This is a genomic window from Persicobacter sp. CCB-QB2 (genome assembly GCF_001274635.1).
Taxonomy (GTDB): domain Bacteria; phylum Bacteroidota; class Bacteroidia; order Cytophagales; family Cyclobacteriaceae; genus Persicobacter; species Persicobacter diffluens.
In genome coordinates, this window is the sequence record NZ_LBGV01000001.1 from 3,316,700 (window position 1) to 3,333,615 (window position 16,916).

A 16,916-nucleotide genomic window follows, 5' to 3' on the forward strand; every position below is an offset into this window, starting at 1 on the left:
TCGCATGATAGGTTGCTAATATAATTATAAGGATTTTTGTTGCCAAACCAAGGATTAATTAGCAAATATTATTTTTACCCATCATTTCGGTAAAGTTAGCATAAAACAATTTAAGTACGTATTAAACTGTGAAAATATCGTTATGTTCTGTAATTTTTTTAATCCAAAATAGTTTGAAAAATTTTATAGGCCTCCTCGATGCTATCCACTGCTGAAAAACGGACCATTAATTTGTCCCTGATCTCTTTTATTTGGCACCTCCGGGCATTTAATTGAACATATTGCAATATTTTCCCAAAAACTTCAGACTGAAAATATTCCGTATTTTCCTGATCAATTACATAGGCTTTCATTTTAGATCCTTTGATCAATAATTTTTCAAAGCCTAATTCCTGAGCCGTTGCACGTAACTTAACGGCTAAAATTAAATTTTGTACTTGTTCCGGTAAAGCACCAAACCTGTCCTCTAAATTGAGGGTGTATTCCTGCAGGTCTTCCGGCTCTAGTTTATCCAGCTGACTGTAAATGTTTAGTCTTTCGGCCGTATTGGTGATGTACTCTTCCGGAATTAATAATTCCAGATCCGTTTCCAATACACACTCCTTGGCCGGTTTAGTGGCTTTTTCCTCTTTCTGCTCATCAAAAAGATCTCTGAATTCCTCAGAATTTTTAAGCTCTGTTACCGCTTCATCGAGAATTTTGTGATAGAGTTCAAAACCAAGGTCTGAAATAAATCCACTTTGTTCGGCACCCAATAGATTTCCGGCACCGCGAATGTCGAGATCTCTCATGGCTACTTTGAATCCATCTCCCAAATCCGTAAACTCTTCTAAAGTGCTTAGCCTTTTTCTAGCCTCACTGGTCAGGGTGGAAGTTGGAGGAGAGAGTAAATAGCAAAAGGCTTTGATATTGGACCGTCCTACCCGGCCTCTCATCTGGTGCAGGTCGGATAAGCCAAACATATGCGCCTGATTAATAATAATAGTGTTGGCATTGGGAATATCGAGCCCGGATTCAATGATATTGGTGGAAATCAGTACATCAAATTCTCCCTCAATAAAAGAGGTCATAATCTTCTCTAATTTCGGTCCCTCCATTTGTCCATGAGCAAAAGTAACTCTGGCATCAGGAACCAGCCGGTTGATAAGACTGGCAATCGCTTCAATATCACCAATTCGGTTGTGTACAAAGAATACCTGTCCACCGCGCTTCACTTCGAAGTCCACCGCGTCCCGAATAATGGATTCATTGAAAGTATGAATTTCAGTGGTTACGGGTTGGCGGTTTGGCGGAGGAGTGGCGATGACACTCAGGTCTCTGGCGCCCATCAGGGAAAAGTGAAGTGTTCGGGGTATCGGGGTTGCCGTTAAGGTCAGCACATCCACATTTACCCGCATTTCTTTTAGCCTGTCTTTTACTTTAACGCCAAATTTTTGTTCCTCGTCAATCACGAGTAAGCCCAGGTCTTTAAAAACTACATCTTTATTGACTAATCGGTGTGTACCAATCAGAATATCGATTTTGCCCTCTTTCAGATCTTTCAGGATTTCCCTAACCTGCTTAGCGGTTCTGAATCGGTTGATATAATCGACTCTGACTGGCAGGTTTTGCAGTCTGTTTTCAAAAGTTTTGTGATGCTGCATGGCCAGAATTGTGGTCGGCACCAAAACGGCAGCCTGTTTGCCGTCTGTTACGGCTTTGAATGCCGCCCGAATGGCGACCTCGGTTTTTCCAAATCCCACATCCCCGCATACGAGACGATCCATTGGATACTTTGCCTGCATATCTCTTTTTACATCCGCAGTGGCCTTGGCCTGATCGGGGGTGTCTTCGTAAATAAAAGAGGATTCCAGTTCTGCCTGAAGGAAGGAATCTTCATCAAAAGCATAGCCTTCCACTTCTTTTCTTTTGGCGTAAAGCGCGATCAGGTCTTTGGCGATGTCCTGCACCTTCTTTTTCACACGGGACTTTTTCTTTTCCCATTCCGCAGAACCGAGCTTACTCATTTGTGGGGCGATACCCTCTTTTCCGGTGTATTTGGAAATTTTATGCAGGGAATGAATGCCGACAAAGAGCAAGTCATTGTCCCGATAAATCAGCCGAACGGTCTCCTGCGAACGCCCATTGACCTCCACTTTTTCCAGACCGGCAAATCTGCCCACCCCATGATCTATATGGGTGACGTAGTCTCCGGTTTTCAGACTTCTTAATTCCTTTAAGGTCAGTGCTTTTGATTTAGAGAAGCTTTGTTTGGCCTTATATCTGTGAAATCTTTCAAAGATCTGATGGTCCGTATAGCAGGTAATATTTCTTTCTGTATCGATAAATCCACCACGCAGGGCTATGGGAATAGCTTCCACCTTTAAGTCAGGCGCAATTTCTTCCAGAATATTCAATAATCTTTCCCTTTGTTTGGGCACATCGGCAATCAGGTGTATTTGGTAATGCTGATCCTGATGGGCTTTTAAATCTTCCACCAACAGGTTAAAGTCCTTATTGAAATTAGGCTGCGCTTTGAATCCCCAATCGAAAGATTTGGTTGATTTACCCAAAAAGCGGTTTCCAAAAGCTATGATGGAAAAGGCATTAAGGCTTTTTGATAAGGATTCACTATTCTCAAATAGTTGATCCGGGGGTAATAATAGTTTGGCGCCTCCGCTATCCTCCTGTTTATCTTCAAATATGGAATCTGCTTTTTCATAAACCTTATCCAGCGTATCTAACAACAGTTCCTCATCCTTGATCCAGATTTGGGTGTTTTCTGGCAGGAATTGGAGGAAGCTGATTCTTTCCTCCTCCTGAATCTGTGTTTTGATATTAGGGATCAGGCTGATATTCTCCACTGATTCCACCGAAAGCTGGTTTTCAGGATCAAAGGTTCGGATACTGTCGATCTCATCGCCAAACAACTCAATACGATAGGGTAAGTCATTTCCAAAAGAAAACACATCAATGATTCCCCCGCGGATGGCAAATTGTCCTACTTCGTAAACAAAGTCGGTGATTTCAAAGCCGAATTCCAGTAAAATACTTCTGAGGGTATCAACATCTACCTCCTCCCCGATGGATGCCCGGAAGGTATGCTCTTCCAGAGCAGTTTTATTAATTACCTTCTCGGTTAATGCTTCCGGATAGGAAATGATGATGTTTTGTTTGTCATCAGGATGGTTGATTTTATTTAAAGTTTCGGCCCTGAGTAAAACATTGGCATTTTCTGTTTCTTCCGGTTGATAAGGTTTTTTGAAAGAAGAGGGGAAAAGTAAAATCTCCTTGTCGGTCAGGTTTTGAAGATCGTTCAGGAAATAGGCGGCTTCTTCCCGATCATGTAAAATGATCAGTTGGGGTTGATCGCTTAATTGATGGACCGTTGCGGAAAGTAAGGCATCAGCGCTTCCGGCTAGATTTTTAAATTGAAGTCGCTGTTTTTTGGAACCCTGAAGCAGTTGGATGACCTGTTGGACGAAGGGATCTTGGGTATATTTAGAGAGGAGTATTTCTCTGCTAATCATAAGGGTGCGGATAGTGGATACAAAAAAAGTGATTCTTCCGAATCACTCTGTTTCTTTAAAGATTCATTAAGTCGATTTCCTTCTTAATGTTGACCGGAACTTTTACGGGGATGCCTGAGGCTTTCACTTTTATATCTCCCGTAAACTGTGCCTGAATGGGCTTGCCTCCCATAAAGTTGAGCAAAGCGCCTTTGAAAATCTTATCCTGTACCATTTTCATGGGAACTTCCAGCTCTATGGGGATATCAAATTCCCCTTCTGGTGGAATGGGTAAATCATAATCTTTGACTAATTCCGCCACAGGCTCCTGATCTAAATGCATTTGCAGATCAACAGAATTAAGTACCAGTTTGTTTTTATTGGGATTGAACAAGCGAGCCTGCGCCTGAACTTTCACCATATTGTTGGAGGTTGGTGAAAAAACAATATCGTGGATTCCTTTAAATTCCGGCGGTTGTGGCGTAGAACAGGCAGAAATAAACAGGATGAGTACTACCCAGAGCCAGATTGAATTTAATGAAATTTGTTTCATAGAATAAGCCGTCGGCATTAAAAGTAAAATGGTGTTCCCATTTATCTTAACGGAAAAAGAGCAAATTATTTTTCTAATTTTGCAAGATAAAAAAAGCCAACGAATTTTCGTTGGCTTTTTAAAGTGCTTTATCTAATGCTTTTTATTTATTTTCCTTGAAGCTAACTCTTCTGTTGGCTGCGCGTCCTTCACGTGTAGCGTTGGATTCTTTTGGTTTTTCTTCTCCATAACTTACGGCAGATAGCTGACTTTCAGCTACTCCCTGCTCTAATAAGTATTTCATTACACTTTCAGCACGGCGCTCTCCGAGACGGTCATTGTATTCTTTAGGACCTGTGGAATCAGAATATCCGCGCACCTGAAGTTTAATAGAGGTGTTTTCTTTCAAAAGACTGGCTAAGGACTCTAAATCATCTTTGTATTCAGCTTTCACATTATCTGCATTAAAGTCAAATAATACCTCCAGGGCCAATAATTCCATATTTACTGCAGGAGCTTCGGTGCCTGGGGCTACCGCGACAGCAGGTCCGCTTTCCGGCGTTGTCGCTAAGGCAGAAAGGGTAATAATTCGGCTGAATTCGCGGAATTCTTTATCTCCTAAAACGTCGATGGAATCTACTTTGCTAGCGTAACCTTCGGCTTGTACTAAGTAGGTATAAGCGGCACCTGTTGGTAAGGAAATCTCATATTCTCCGGTTTTAGGATCAGAGTTGGTGAAACCAACCTCGGTATCTTCGGGAAGGAGGTTGTAAGAAATCTTAGCCATGACAGGTTCTTTGGTGTCTTTATCCAAAACGGAACCTTTTACGGTGATCACAGGCGCAGGCTGGTAGAAAACAGGAAGCGCGATCTGGTGAACATTGGTATTCTCCCCTTCCTTACCGGTAGAATAGAAAGCATATTGTCCTGATGGAGGAATGGTAAAGAATTCATCATCTCCATCGGTATTGATGTCAGCCCCTAAGTTCTCAGGCTCCGTCCAGTTGGTCCAGGTATCATCCAATCGGCGGGAAATGTAAATATCGGCACCACCAAAACCGGAAAATCCTTTGGAGGAGAAATAAAGGGTTTCATTATCCGCTGCTAAGTAGGGAGAATATTCATTGGCGGCAGTATTGATATCCGAACCTAAATTCATGGGTTCGGTCCATTTTCCATCATCCTGTAAGAATGAAACGTAAAGGTCTTTTCCTCCCACGGCATCGAAACGGCTGATGGCCATGATCAAAGTTTTACGATTATTGCCAAGGAAGTAATCCCCATCCGTTCCTTCAATATAAGCGTTGGTGATTTTCAATTTTTCTGGTTTGGTCCAGCCTTCAGAGGTTTTACTGGCAATGGAAACACCGGCCTTCATTTTACCTCCTTTTTTATACTCATTACCCAACAATACCACCATGCTTTTACCATCAGGGGTAATAGAAGAGATGAAATTATCTCCTTCATTGTTCAGGCCTTCTCCCATATTTTTCGCGGATTTCCAGCTTTTGGTATTTTCATCCCATTCGGAATACCAAATATCCTCGGTGTCATTCTGACCACCAATATTTTCAGGGTGATTCAGGCGAGAGAAATAAAGGGTTTTTCCATCCGGTGCAATCAATGGACGGCGTTCTTCAAAATCAGAGTTAATGGTAGTGTCCAGTTTTGTTGAGCGTAAAAATGGATTTACGCCATCTTTAACTTTGGCTTCTACTTTTATAGGTTGATCATCATTGGAAATGGCTACAGCATCAATTCCATAATAACCCGGAACTGCAGCACCGTTGAACACCAAACGAACACCGTAAACCGGATAAGTCGTTTCATCAAAGAAGATATTTAACAAACGACCGGTCAGATCTACTTTTTTCGGAGTGAAAGTGTTCAGTAGTTCCTGATTACCTGCGGAGTCTAAAAGGTACACCTGGTACAAAGCAGACGGGTTGTATGACTCGGCGACACCAATCTGGCGAACCACTTGAGGGTTTTCAAAACCCACAGTGATCTCCTCTATTTTATCCTGGGATTTTGGTAACCAGGCATTGGGATTATCCCCGCCTTGTGGCAGCACATTGGGCTTGCCCAAAATTTGCTGAGAGGAATATTCGAAGGGAGAGAGTTCAGAGGAAAAGTCCAACACTTTGGAAGCCCACTGAACATCCTGTGCATTTATTTGGAATGCTAACAGGCTTAGAAACAGGATGGGTAGTAACTTACGCATATTTTTTGACTTGAATTTTCTTAATGGATCATATTGGTTTAAAACTCGAGAATTCTTACTTCCACCCTTCTGTTCTGAGCTCTCGCATCTTCACTGGATTCTCTTGTTAGTGGTTTAGTTCCACCAAATGCTTTTATTTTAATTCTTTTGTTATCGACTGATTTGTTTACCAGGTAATCTCTTACTGCTTTTACCCGTTCTTCAGAAAGTTTTAGATTTCCTTTTTGTGAACCTCTAAAATCGGTATGTCCTTCAAGTTGAATGATCATGGAAGGGTTATCCCTGACCATGGCAGCCAATTCGTTCAGCTCTTCAAAGGATTCCGGCTTGATTTCCGCTTTATTTTGATCAAAAGTAAGATTGCTTAGTCGAAGCACTTCATTTGACCCTTCTTTTCTTAGTTTAAATTCTACAAAGAACTGTTCATGCTCTCCCACCTCTTTTATGGATACAATCTGCGTGTTTTTGATGTAGCCCTCGGCGGTGGCTGTAATTTCGTATTCACCTTCCATGGCTTTGAAAGTAAAACTTCCTGTTTCCGGATTCATGGAGATGATCCCGATTTGGTTGCCATGTGGGAGTGTTTGGTAATGCAGTTGCGTTTTGACTGGTTTTCCGGTATCGTTATCGGCTACTTTTCCCTTTACAATCCAGATGTTTTGAGCATTTGAGAAGTTAGGAAATAGCAATAGTCCAAGTAAAATTGAAAAAAAGGCTTTTGAGTAAGCGTAATTCATAAAAAGGATAGGTTTCCGTTTGGCAGCTGGTTTGTTTTAAATGTAGTGATTAAACATGTAAATCTAGTCATTATCGTCTTTATAAAATGCAAAATAAGATGGAATTTATAAAAAAACTGTATGTAATATTTTGATAAGTTTTTATCCTTACTCTATTCTAAAATACTCAATTGAGTCAATTGTTTTACTTTTTAGTTAAAATATATAACGTAGGCAATTTGCGCAGGTATTTGTTCATGCTGATGCGTTTAATGGGTAAATTCATGTATATTGGTCATATCAAAAATGAGGACTGGTTGCAAAAGCTAAGTGATTAAATGAGTGTTTTGAATAGGGCAAAAGTGGCTGACGGCTGGAGTTGGTTAAAAAAATTAAGTTTAATCAAGCTGATCAATATGGTTAAGGTGAGGGCATCTTATCTGCTTTCCGGCCTGGTAAATCATCCCATACATTGGGGCATGCCCCTGAGTCTGGCGGTAGAACCCACCACTTCCTGTAATTTACGTTGCCCGGAATGTCCAAGTGGCCTGCGGCAGTTTAGCCGCCCTACCGGCATGATGGATTTAAAACCTTATCAGGCCTGGATCACGGAATTAGGACCTTATCTGACTTTTCTTAATTTTTATTTTCAGGGAGAGCCTTTTTTGAACAGGAGGCTGATTGAAATGATTCAGTGGGCGAACCAGCAAAAAATATATACGGCCACTTCTACCAACGCTCATTATCTGGATGAGGATACCGCCCGAAAAGTGGTGGAATCAGGCCTGGATCGCTTGATTATAAGTGTAGATGGAACTGATCAGCAGACTTACGAGCAGTACCGGATTGGGGGCAAGTTGGAAAAGGTGATTGCCGGCACGGAAAAGGTTTTGAAATGGAAGAAAGCGCTTAATAGTCAAAAACCCTTTGTCATTTTCCAATTTTTGGTGGTTGGGCCAAATGAGCACCAGATAGAAGAGGTAAAGGCTTTAGGAGAAAGCTTAGGGGTTGATGAGGTGGTGTTGAAGAGTGCTCAGATTTATGATTATGAACAAGGGTCTGATCTCATTCCGAAGAAGGAGCGCTATAGTCGATATGTCAGACGGAATGGGAAATACGAGCTTAAACATAAAATGGCCAATCATTGTTGGCGGCTTTGGCACTCTCCTGTTGTCACCTGGGATGGTAGTTTGATTCCTTGTTGTTTTGATAAAGATGCCACCTACTCCTTTGGGCAGTGGAGTGAAGCGCTCCCGCTTGCAGAAATTTGGAAAGGCCAAAAGGCCCGACAGTTTAAAAAAGGAGTGCTAAAAAACCGACAGCAAATTGATATTTGCCGCAATTGCACGGAAGGTGCCAGGGTTTGGTTTTGATAGGAATTTATGATGGCAGAATGTGCTTAATTTTAATAATAGGAGTTCTTTTATTCAGCAGGAAAGCAGCACTAGATGCGTGGACACTATTATTCATTGGCAGTTTTAACGAATTTTAGTAAGTCTATTTCTAGTGTGTTGTCTCAGGGTTTTGAATAATCCAAAATTGGGTAAACTAGCCTTCTCCTCATTCATTTTCTTCGTTGGAAAAAATTCCAAGTAGGAAACTACTTCATCATTTTTCCGCCTTGCCGCTAAACAGGGATTTAAGCATTCCTATTTCGGGTTCATTCAGAACTGAATAAAAAAGGCCTGCATTTTACTGCAAGCCTTCTTAATATCCTGAAAATTTAGTTTTGGTAAAATTCCCACTTTTTTAAATATTGCTGGTAGACATTATAAAGGGTGAATTGCTGTTGTCGGGGCGAGAATGTCAGAGCAATAGGAGCGCTGCTGTCAATAGGTTGCCCATTTGTTAAAATGCCATTTTTATTGAACAGGTAGGTGAAATCCTGGGCTTTATCCGTGATCGCGATAAACTGATTTCCCTGATTGAAATTGTAATACTGCACTGACATGGCCTCCGGACTGAGGTAATCCTTCTCAAAGAGTAATCTTCCTTCTTCATTCAAAAAACTTACCTGTGTAAGATCGTGGCGAAGAATTAAGAAATCGTTGTTCAGCAGATCCGGCACCAGGCTAAACCTGGACTCTTTTAAAGGTTTATACAATTGATTTTTGTGGAGGATTTTTCCGGATAAATCAAAGGTGATTAAAAGACCTTCTTTACCAATTACGTGCGCCTGGCTATTTTTAAAATTAGTCCCGGCTTCAAGAAAAATAGCCCCATCGAATTCCTGATTTAATTGAATAGGAAATCCTCGATAAGATTCCCCTTTTCTGTTCAACAAATGGATTTTCCCATTCAGCGTACACAATAAAATGCAATCTTTGGTTCCTACGCGAAGGTGTCTTGGAGGAGCAACCAAGGGGCTACCCAGCTTTTTCGGTTTCCATCCACTTAATGGACTAAGGTTTTTGTCCGTCATCCAGAGGCTGCCCGTACTATCGGCAAGGCACAACCTGTAATTTCGGTTCAGGTCGTAATCGAATATCGAGACAAATTGCGGAGAGATTCCCCTGGGGTATTTTTTGGGAAAATCCTTAACCGGATTTCCATTTCGGTCAATCAGGAATAACCTCTCTTGCCCGGGGAGTAAGTATTGTAAGTAGCCGTTTCGGTAAAAGTCAATTTGTTCACTGCCAAAAGGAAATTGATCATCCAATTGTTTTTTCCAAAGTACATTACCCTCTGCGCTCACTAATTCCACGAAACTGCTGTCTTCCAGCACCAAAACTTCTGATTGTTTACTCTGGTGATTTTTTACGACTAAAGGCTTAGCCATAGCGACCTGAGAAAGCTTTGTATTGGAGCTTAGGCTCATCAGCTGTTGACCTCCCTGAAGAGTACTCTGCTGACTTTGTTTTAAAATCAGGTTGGAGGAGAAATGCTTACCCTGGTTTTGAATGCCTAAAGCAAACAGCTCCAAGCTTCGAAGCGGCAAGGCATAATCCTGAAATATTTTATTCGCCTTGGTAGATAAATGTGCCTTGATGATGGACCAGGATTTGGTGAAATCTACGATAAACGTCAGCTGGTCATTTTCATTGATCTGAGCAATGAAGGGTTCATGCCTTAAGGATTTTCCCCAGGTATTTTCCAGTTGATAGGCATTGATAAACTGGTGTAAACCATGGATGGAATTGGCAATCACCACTACCTGCTCGTGGAAAGTGTAATAGACCTTTTCAAATCCCTGATAGGAAGGACCAAAAAGACGCATCGGAAATTCATTCCAATGCAAAGCATAAATTTCATGTGATTCGTAAAATTCAACCGGCTTAATCTCCTGGTCACCCTCGGTATGCTGTTGTTCCAGCCAGGCGAATTTCTCCTTGGCCAATGGCAAATTATCAGTGGGCATGATCAGTAGTTTATCAGCCTGCTGGGGTTTTTGAGATTCCAGAGTGGCCAATGCCAAATGTCCGGAAGACCAGGAGAGCCAATCTGCTACATCCAATGACAACCGGAAAAGCATTTGTTGACGCAGGGAATTTTCATACTCATTTTCTTTCCAGAATTTTTCCAGTTTGCCTTGCCATTGGGGCATATCGCTGATCGCCGTTTTGAGTAAGAAAGCAGTCTGGTTGGGAATGTATTGAAATACATCCCGATGTTTAACGGTTTGTCCCCGGAATGTATTAAGGTATTGTTGCTGGTTGGTGGTGTCCATGAAAATGGAACCTGTCCCAATAATTTCTCCTTGAGGAAAGTACAGATCCAGATAAAGCCCCTCCAATAAATTATCCAATAATTGGTGATGCGGCTTACGGAACTCTTTGGAACCAAAGCTTTTGGTCAGTGCCCCTAGCTTTTCCCCGTTTACATATAAATTTCCCTGGTCCTGATCGAATTTGGGAACTTCAAATAAACCCCATTGTTTATCTTTAAAACCTGGTTTTTTATTTTTCAAATGGCGGATAACATCTTCTACTAACACAGGAGAAAAACTACCCACAAAAGCCCGATCACTGACAAAATAGGAAAAGCCCTGTTGATCTCCGGCTTTTTTGATAGTTTCAATTTCCATGTCCTGATAAGCCTGCACCTCATGTTGGTAGTTGGGGTGTTGCTTATACAATTCAAGGATCTTCAGCAATTGCCCGCTTTGTTTAAGTTCCGGCTGGAAATATAAAAGCCAGTCCATTTCATTTTTGCTCGAAAGATGAAACGAAAGTAGAAAATTTTGTTGTTGGGTAAGTTGTTGAAGCATTCCATTGGAGCCACTAATGCTATCCAGGGACTTCAGGCTGCTGTCAAAAGCAGAAAATGCTGGCGTATTGATCAGATTTTGCCATATAGGCTGCTGACTGAAAAGGTTCCAGTCTTCAACAATGTGCTCGGATTCATAAACCGCTAATGCAGTGGAGGGAACGAAATCCCAGGTGGAGCGCTCTTGGTTTTGAAATTGATACCAAGTGAAAAATGCTCCCCCTCCCACCAAAATGACCAATAGGGTGATCAGGAATTTTTTCAAAATAATGTCAGGCTAATTGATTTTAGAAATCGAATGTGGCACCCTGTAGAGGTTTTTTTTATGAGGAATGATATTCCTTATAATTTTGATTAACAGCCTCTCAGGGTAAGCGCAAGATAAAACCTTAGGGTAAATTCTTTAAATATTAGGATCAAATAATTCTAAAGATCCCTTTTTTAGGTAAAATATGACCAGTATTCCAATTTCTTACACCCAGATTATGTCGAAAGAGATCCCTTAATAACGCTTATCGTTTTGCTGGTATGAAGCATTATGAATATATCTTTTTGTGCCTGTTTTTCCTGCTAATATTTTTTGGCGGGGAGGCGGATGCTCAGCCCTCCAATCAAAAGGGAAAAGTGATGTTTTATAATCTGGAAAATTTTTTTGATTGTCTGGATGATGCCGGTAAACTGGATGAAGAATTCCTTCCGGAGTCCGGCAGGCGATGGACCAAAAGCCGCTACCGGAAAAAGCTTAAGCATATCCAGAAGGTGATTGCGAATTTGGGGGAGTGGGAATTGCCATGGTTAGTGGGGCTTTGTGAATTTGAACATCGATCGGTTTTGGAAGACCTGGCAAAATCGCCGCTGCTTTGGCAAGCGGATTATCAAATAGCACATTTTGAATCCTCAGATAAAAGGGGAATAGACACCGGCTTGCTGTACCGGCCTGATGTTTTCGAGCTTTTGGATCAATGTGCCTGGCCAGTGGAACTGGAGGAGGGTTATTTTAGTAGGGAAATCCTTTGGGTTATGGGGAAAGTTGGAGAGGATACGCTACATGTTTTGGTGAATCACTGGTCTTCCCGATGGTCTGGGGAAATGGCAACGGAATGGAAACGTAAGCGTTTTGCAGCAGAGATGGCCGGAATTTGTAATCAAATTAAGGATCAACATCCTCAACATCTGATTTTGGCCATGGGGGATTTCAATGATGAACCGGTAGATCCTTCCTTTACATTTTTTAAAGCGGAAACCAGCGCCAATATGGAGTGCATGATGCCGGAGGACAAGGAAGGAAAAACGCACTATTATAATGAGGCCGTAAAAGCATGGAGTTGCTTTGATCATATTTGGGTGAATCAGAATTTCCGGCGAAGTTTATCTTTCAAGGCAATGTATCCCGCGCAGGTTTTCCGGCCGGACTGGTTACTTAATGAAGATGGTACTCCCTGGCGCACTTATAGAGGTTTTGCTTATGAGGGAGGTTTTAGTGATCATCTGCCGGTATTTTTGCAGGTGACCCTTAATCCCAGTCGGACTGGGCAGGATGGGCGTTGAAATAGGTAATGTCTCCCTCTTCGCTTTGATAGGCAATTTCAATGGGGCGACAGCAAACTTCACAGTCTTCTATATATTCCTGATGATCAACAGAAGGGTCCAGCAGAACGGAGATTTCTGCCAGACAATAAGGGCATATGAACCATTGTTCGAACATATTTTTGGTTACGCCCCTTTGCCTTAAAAGTTGATTTAACCCGTATTATTCATGCTTAAATCCTCGGTTAGCTGTAAGGCGGAAAAAATGAAGTAATTTTTCCTATTTCGAGTTTTTTCCAACGAAACCGATGAATGAGGAGAAATCAAGCTTGCCCTAATTTGGGCTATTATTAATCAAAGGAAATATATTATAATGAGCTGAAATTAATTGGCTTGCGATCAGTTAATAAATTTAGCGATGAATAATTCGGGTTAATCCTCTCCCCTTTCTTGCTTGAGCTGTTGCTCCAGATACTTAATATGTTTCTGAAGTTTGGTCTGCTTGCTCTGAAGTCGGTTTATTTCAGCAAGGCGCTCCTCCAGTTCTTGTTTAGACTGATTGAATTTTTTTTGCCAGCGGCTATTGGCTTCTTTTTGTTTTTGATCGTTGGCCTCCTGGTGTTGATTCTGAAGTTCAGCACGGAGGTCATTCAATGCCTGTTGTTGTAATTTTTGTTCTTGCCTGGCTTGTTGTCTCTCCTGTTGGAGCTTAATGATAAGAAAAATCAGTCCGGCTGTCAGCAAACCAATAATGGGCAGTGCGTAGGCTTTCAGAAAATTGAAAAATTCAAATAAGGGCATTGCATAAAATTTTGATCCAAAAAAAGGTGACAGTTACTGCCACCTTAATCATCCTCCAATATCGTGAATTCAATTTTATTATTCCGCAAAAATGGTCGAAACCGCTCGCGAATAAAAATTGATTTTACATTTCAATCTGAACCTGATTTCTGGTTAAATCTTCCATCTCCTCTCTTTTACGAATAAGATGCGCCTTTCCTTTGTAAACCAAAACCTCAGCAGGACGGAAACGGGAGTTGTAGTTAGAGGCCATGGAAATACCATAAGCACCGGCATTTTTGATGGCTAATACATCTCCTTCGCGTACTTCATTCATTGGGCGATCCCAACCAAAAGTATCGGTCTCACAAATGTATCCCACCACAGAGTACAATCTTTTGGTTCCGCCTGGATTACTTACATTGAAAATTTCATGGTAAGCGTCGTACATCATCGGGCGCAATAAGTGGTTCATACCAGAATTAACCCCGACAAATACCGTTGCAGGGGTGGTTTTAATGGTGTTGGCCGATACCAGGAAGTAACCGGACTCACTCACTAAATATTTTCCGGGCTCAAACCAGATTTCCAGGTCTCTGCCGTATTTTTTACAGAAAGCACGGAAAGCGGCTCCTAATCTTTTACCTAATTTCTTAATGTCAGTGGTATTATCACTTTCTTTATAGGCTACTTTGAAGCCGGAACCGAAATCAATGAACTGAAGGTCCGGAAATTCCATAGCGGCTTCAAAAAGGATATTAGCGCCCTGAAGGAAAACCTCTGCATCCAGAATATCTGAACCGGTGTGCATATGCAGACCGGAAATGTCCATATTATACGTTTTTACCACACGCAAAATGTGGCGCATTTGGTAATAAGAAATACCAAATTTTGAATCAATATGCCCGGTAGAAATCTTGTGGTTACCTCCCGCCATAATGTGCGGATTCAGGCGAATACAACAAGATTTTGAATTTCCGTAAGTATGACCAAATTGCTCCAGAATGGAGATGTTGTCAATATTGATCACCACCCCTAATTCAACTGCTTCCTGAATTTCTGAGAAAGAAACAGAATTGGGCGTGAATAGAATTTCTTCCGGGGTGAATCCCGCCATCATGGCCAGTTTCACTTCCTGAATAGATACGGTGTCTACTTCAGTACCATTCTGACGCATTAATTTCAAAATGGAAAGATTGGTCAGTGACTTTACCGCATATTTAATCTTCAGTGGAAGGTCAGCAAAAGCGTCTTTTAAAGTGTTGATCTGGGAAACGATTTTGTCCGCATCATAGACGTAAACCGGTGTGCCGAATTCTTCTGCAATTTGCTGCAATTGTACCCCTTGGATACAATATGCGTTATCCTTCAATTCCATTTTTTATCAATAGCGGGGTTTTGCCCCATTGTTGTTTGTTAATTAATTGTCTGATGCAAAGCGTCAACGACAATATGTGCCGTAGTCATGACAATGCTTTGCGATTTAAGGTCCATTTCAGGGCGGTCCTCCATATGGTTTTTGATCATTTGCTCTGCGAAAGCCAATAATTCCATTTGAGGATGTTCTCCGCTCAAAGGTGCTTCTTCCGCTTTCAGTTTTTCCATATAACCATTGGCTACTTCCATCAATTTGTCCTCCGTAATGGAAGGGAAATTTTCGAAGGCAGCCTTAAAGGACAACCAGATACTGGTGCTTAAAAGCAATAACAATTCGAAATCATCTTCAAATTCAAGCTTCTCCTGCATCAGAAAAATATAGGTCAATAAGGCACGCTGCTCTGTACTGAACTGTGCCATTACTTTTTCCATATTCCCCTGATGAATTTGCTCAAAAGCGGATTGAATATGAACCTCTTCTACAATGATTTTATGATCACCCATTGTTCGTGTGTAAAATTATGATTCTTTGTTGAGAAAATACCACCCATTTTACATGTGTAACTTAATGTTGGTGTATCGCCCAAATAAATAACAACCACATCAGTGCTTGTTATTTAATGTCAATTCCTTTTCCGATAATTCAGCATTTTTCCCCTTACAGGAAAGTTTTCAGGAATTTGCGGGGCTCTTGAACCAGTAAAATGAATGATGCGACAAACTTAGCATTTAATTTTTAACCCCTTTATGATGTAGCCCAAATTAACCCGGAATATTCATGCTTAAGTCCTCCTTTAGCGGTTAGGCGGAAAAAGGAAGGAATTTTTCCTATTTCGAGTTTTTTCCAACGAAACAGGTGAATGGGAAGAAAGCAAGCTTGCCAAATTTGGGCTATTATAAATCAGAGAAAATAAATTTTAATAAGCTGAAAATAAATTACTTGTGATTAGTTGGTGAATTTAGTGGTGAATATTTCGGGTTAATCCTGCGAAAATCATCCTTTGCAAGATCAAAATGAAGGAAAAGTCCACCTGACAATTTTTTTGGGAGAATGCGGTAATAGCGAGCTTAAGCTTACCGGTTTTTTTTGAGATTTCTTGTATTGCGAGACTTTTCTTCCGGGGAAACCTTCGCTTAAACCGAACGATTCACCGATGGATTTAGGGGTGAAATTAAGGCTTTACTCTTAATGTGTTTGGAGTAGTTTTCCTGATTTTTTTAATATCACAAATTTTGGTGGGCCAGCTTTCGGTTCACTCATCTGCTTCCTTAGGAAAAATTAGAAATAGAAAACAATTCCTTCATTTTCACGCCTTGAAGCTAAGCGAGCATTTAAACATGAATGATTCTGGATTAAAAATACAAAGACCCTGAAATGGAATTTTTTCCATATGAAAATCAATTTCCCCTTCAGGAAAGAAGCAGAAAAGGGGAATTTCATCAATTTTATAAAAATAGAGGTCTTGTTATTAATTTGATATCACAACATGGTAATTATTGCAAATAATCAAAAACACCCATTTTTTTGATTATTTTTAACAATAGCTCTCGCTTGTGATGAAATTTTCAAAAAAAAGTAGCTTTCGTTATTGACTTTATTTAAAAAGGCTCGTATCATTGTAATGTAATCAACGGATAACATACTGTTGGGTGATGAAATTGGCAGACATGCCCTCCTGTCTCGGGGTAGGGATCTGGAATAAATCGGTTGCATTGCCTCGGAATTGACTAACCACCCTGTGTAGGTTCGAATCCTACCCCAACAGCGCAATTCTCCAAAAGCGGAGGATTTAAACTTATTGAAAACACACACACTGTTGGGTGATGAAATTGGCAGACATGCCCTCCTGTCTCGGGGGTAGGGATCTGGGATAAATCGATTGCATTGCCTCGGAATTGACTAACCACCCTGTGTAGGTTCGAATCCTACCCCAACAGCGCCTTTCTCCAAAAGTGGAGGAATTACATTTACTGAAAACACACATACTGTTGGGTGATGAAATTGGCAGACATGCCCTCCTGTCTCGGGGTAGGGATCTGGGATAAATCGATTGCATTGCCTCGGA

The 16,916-nt window shown here is 41.1% G+C and carries 11 protein-coding genes; 2 read left to right on the forward strand and 9 right to left on the reverse strand.

The genetic code is table 11. From position 1 onward, the window contains the following. Positions 1-158 precede the first annotated feature (158 nt). The 4 genes from mfd to NG22_RS14620 form a co-directional block, all read right to left on the reverse strand. Entirely contained in the window at positions 159-3,509 is a 3,351-nt protein-coding gene (gene mfd, locus NG22_RS14605; protein ID WP_053406401.1) for a transcription-repair coupling factor, read from the reverse strand. Between the two features lie 55 nt (positions 3,510-3,564). Then, positions 3,565-4,041, reverse strand: coding sequence for a hypothetical protein (locus NG22_RS14610; RefSeq protein WP_157601120.1), 477 nt, complete (start codon positions 4,039-4,041; stop codon positions 3,565-3,567). Positions 4,042-4,183: 142 nt separating this feature from the next. Beyond that, entirely contained in the window at positions 4,184-6,244 is a 2,061-nt protein-coding gene (locus NG22_RS14615; protein WP_053406403.1) for an OmpA family protein, read from the reverse strand. A 38-nt stretch (positions 6,245-6,282) separates the two neighbouring features. Next, the gene (locus tag NG22_RS14620) at positions 6,283-6,981 is read right to left on the reverse strand and encodes an OmpA family protein (protein WP_053406404.1); all 699 of its coding nucleotides are present in this window, start codon (positions 6,979-6,981) and stop codon (positions 6,283-6,285) included. A 317-nt stretch (positions 6,982-7,298) separates the two neighbouring features. Here NG22_RS14620 and NG22_RS14625 point away from each other — a divergent pair, with 317 nt between their 5' ends. Continuing rightward, positions 7,299-8,333, forward strand: a complete 1,035-nt coding sequence (locus tag NG22_RS14625) for a radical SAM/SPASM domain-containing protein (RefSeq protein ID WP_172674383.1) — start codon at positions 7,299-7,301, stop codon at positions 8,331-8,333. A 350-nt stretch (positions 8,334-8,683) separates the two neighbouring features. On the opposite strand, the gene NG22_RS14630 is transcribed toward NG22_RS14625, so the two are convergent. Further along, entirely contained in the window at positions 8,684-11,431 is a 2,748-nt protein-coding gene (locus NG22_RS14630; protein ID WP_053406405.1) for a hypothetical protein, read from the reverse strand. Positions 11,432-11,694: 263 nt separating this feature from the next. Between NG22_RS14630 and NG22_RS14635 the strand changes: the two genes are divergently transcribed. Then, positions 11,695-12,714 carry a hypothetical protein gene (locus NG22_RS14635; protein WP_053406406.1) on the forward strand — a complete coding sequence of 340 codons (1,020 nt, stop codon included), beginning with the start codon at positions 11,695-11,697 and terminating at the stop codon, positions 12,712-12,714. Here NG22_RS14635 and NG22_RS17470 read toward each other — a convergent pair. The 4 genes from NG22_RS17470 to NG22_RS14655 form a co-directional block, all read right to left on the reverse strand. After that, positions 12,680-12,871 (reverse strand): CPXCG motif-containing cysteine-rich protein, encoded by a 192-nt coding sequence (locus tag NG22_RS17470; RefSeq protein WP_072159106.1) that lies wholly within the window; start codon positions 12,869-12,871, stop codon positions 12,680-12,682. The two genes, NG22_RS14635 and NG22_RS17470, sit on opposite strands and share 35 nt — an antisense overlap. Before the next feature lie 254 nt (positions 12,872-13,125). Beyond that, positions 13,126-13,494, reverse strand: coding sequence for a hypothetical protein (locus NG22_RS14645; protein ID WP_053406408.1), 369 nt, complete (start codon positions 13,492-13,494; stop codon positions 13,126-13,128). 124 nt (positions 13,495-13,618) lie between these two features. Then, positions 13,619-14,851: a diaminopimelate decarboxylase gene (lysA, locus tag NG22_RS14650; protein WP_053406409.1), complete on the reverse strand. Its 1,233-nt coding sequence runs from the start codon at positions 14,849-14,851 to the stop codon at positions 13,619-13,621. A gap of 38 nt (positions 14,852-14,889) precedes the next feature. Continuing rightward, positions 14,890-15,354 carry a hypothetical protein gene (locus NG22_RS14655; protein WP_053406410.1) on the reverse strand — a complete coding sequence of 155 codons (465 nt, stop codon included), beginning with the start codon at positions 15,352-15,354 and terminating at the stop codon, positions 14,890-14,892. Between the last annotated feature and the right edge of the window lie 1,562 nt (positions 15,355-16,916).

What these genes read in the sequence shown, in the direction of transcription:
- mfd (WP_053406401.1), bottom strand. Translation starts at nt 3,509, where the DNA reads ATGATTAGCAGAGAAATACTCCTCTCTAAATATACCCAAGATCCCTTC.
- NG22_RS14610 (WP_157601120.1), bottom strand. Translation starts at nt 4,041, where the DNA reads ATGAAACAAATTTCATTAAATTCAATCTGGCTCTGGGTAGTACTCATC.
- NG22_RS14615 (WP_053406403.1), bottom strand. Translation starts at nt 6,244, where the DNA reads ATGCGTAAGTTACTACCCATCCTGTTTCTAAGCCTGTTAGCATTCCAA.
- NG22_RS14620 (WP_053406404.1), bottom strand. Translation starts at nt 6,981, where the DNA reads ATGAATTACGCTTACTCAAAAGCCTTTTTTTCAATTTTACTTGGACTA.
- NG22_RS14625 (WP_172674383.1), top strand. Translation starts at nt 7,299, where the DNA reads ATGAGTGTTTTGAATAGGGCAAAAGTGGCTGACGGCTGGAGTTGGTTA.
- NG22_RS14635 (WP_053406406.1), top strand. Translation starts at nt 11,695, where the DNA reads ATGAAGCATTATGAATATATCTTTTTGTGCCTGTTTTTCCTGCTAATA.
- NG22_RS17470 (WP_072159106.1), bottom strand. Translation starts at nt 12,871, where the DNA reads ATGTTCGAACAATGGTTCATATGCCCTTATTGTCTGGCAGAAATCTCC.
- NG22_RS14645 (WP_053406408.1), bottom strand. Translation starts at nt 13,494, where the DNA reads ATGCCCTTATTTGAATTTTTCAATTTTCTGAAAGCCTACGCACTGCCC.
- lysA (WP_053406409.1), bottom strand. Translation starts at nt 14,851, where the DNA reads ATGGAATTGAAGGATAACGCATATTGTATCCAAGGGGTACAATTGCAG.
- NG22_RS14655 (WP_053406410.1), bottom strand. Translation starts at nt 15,354, where the DNA reads ATGGGTGATCATAAAATCATTGTAGAAGAGGTTCATATTCAATCCGCT.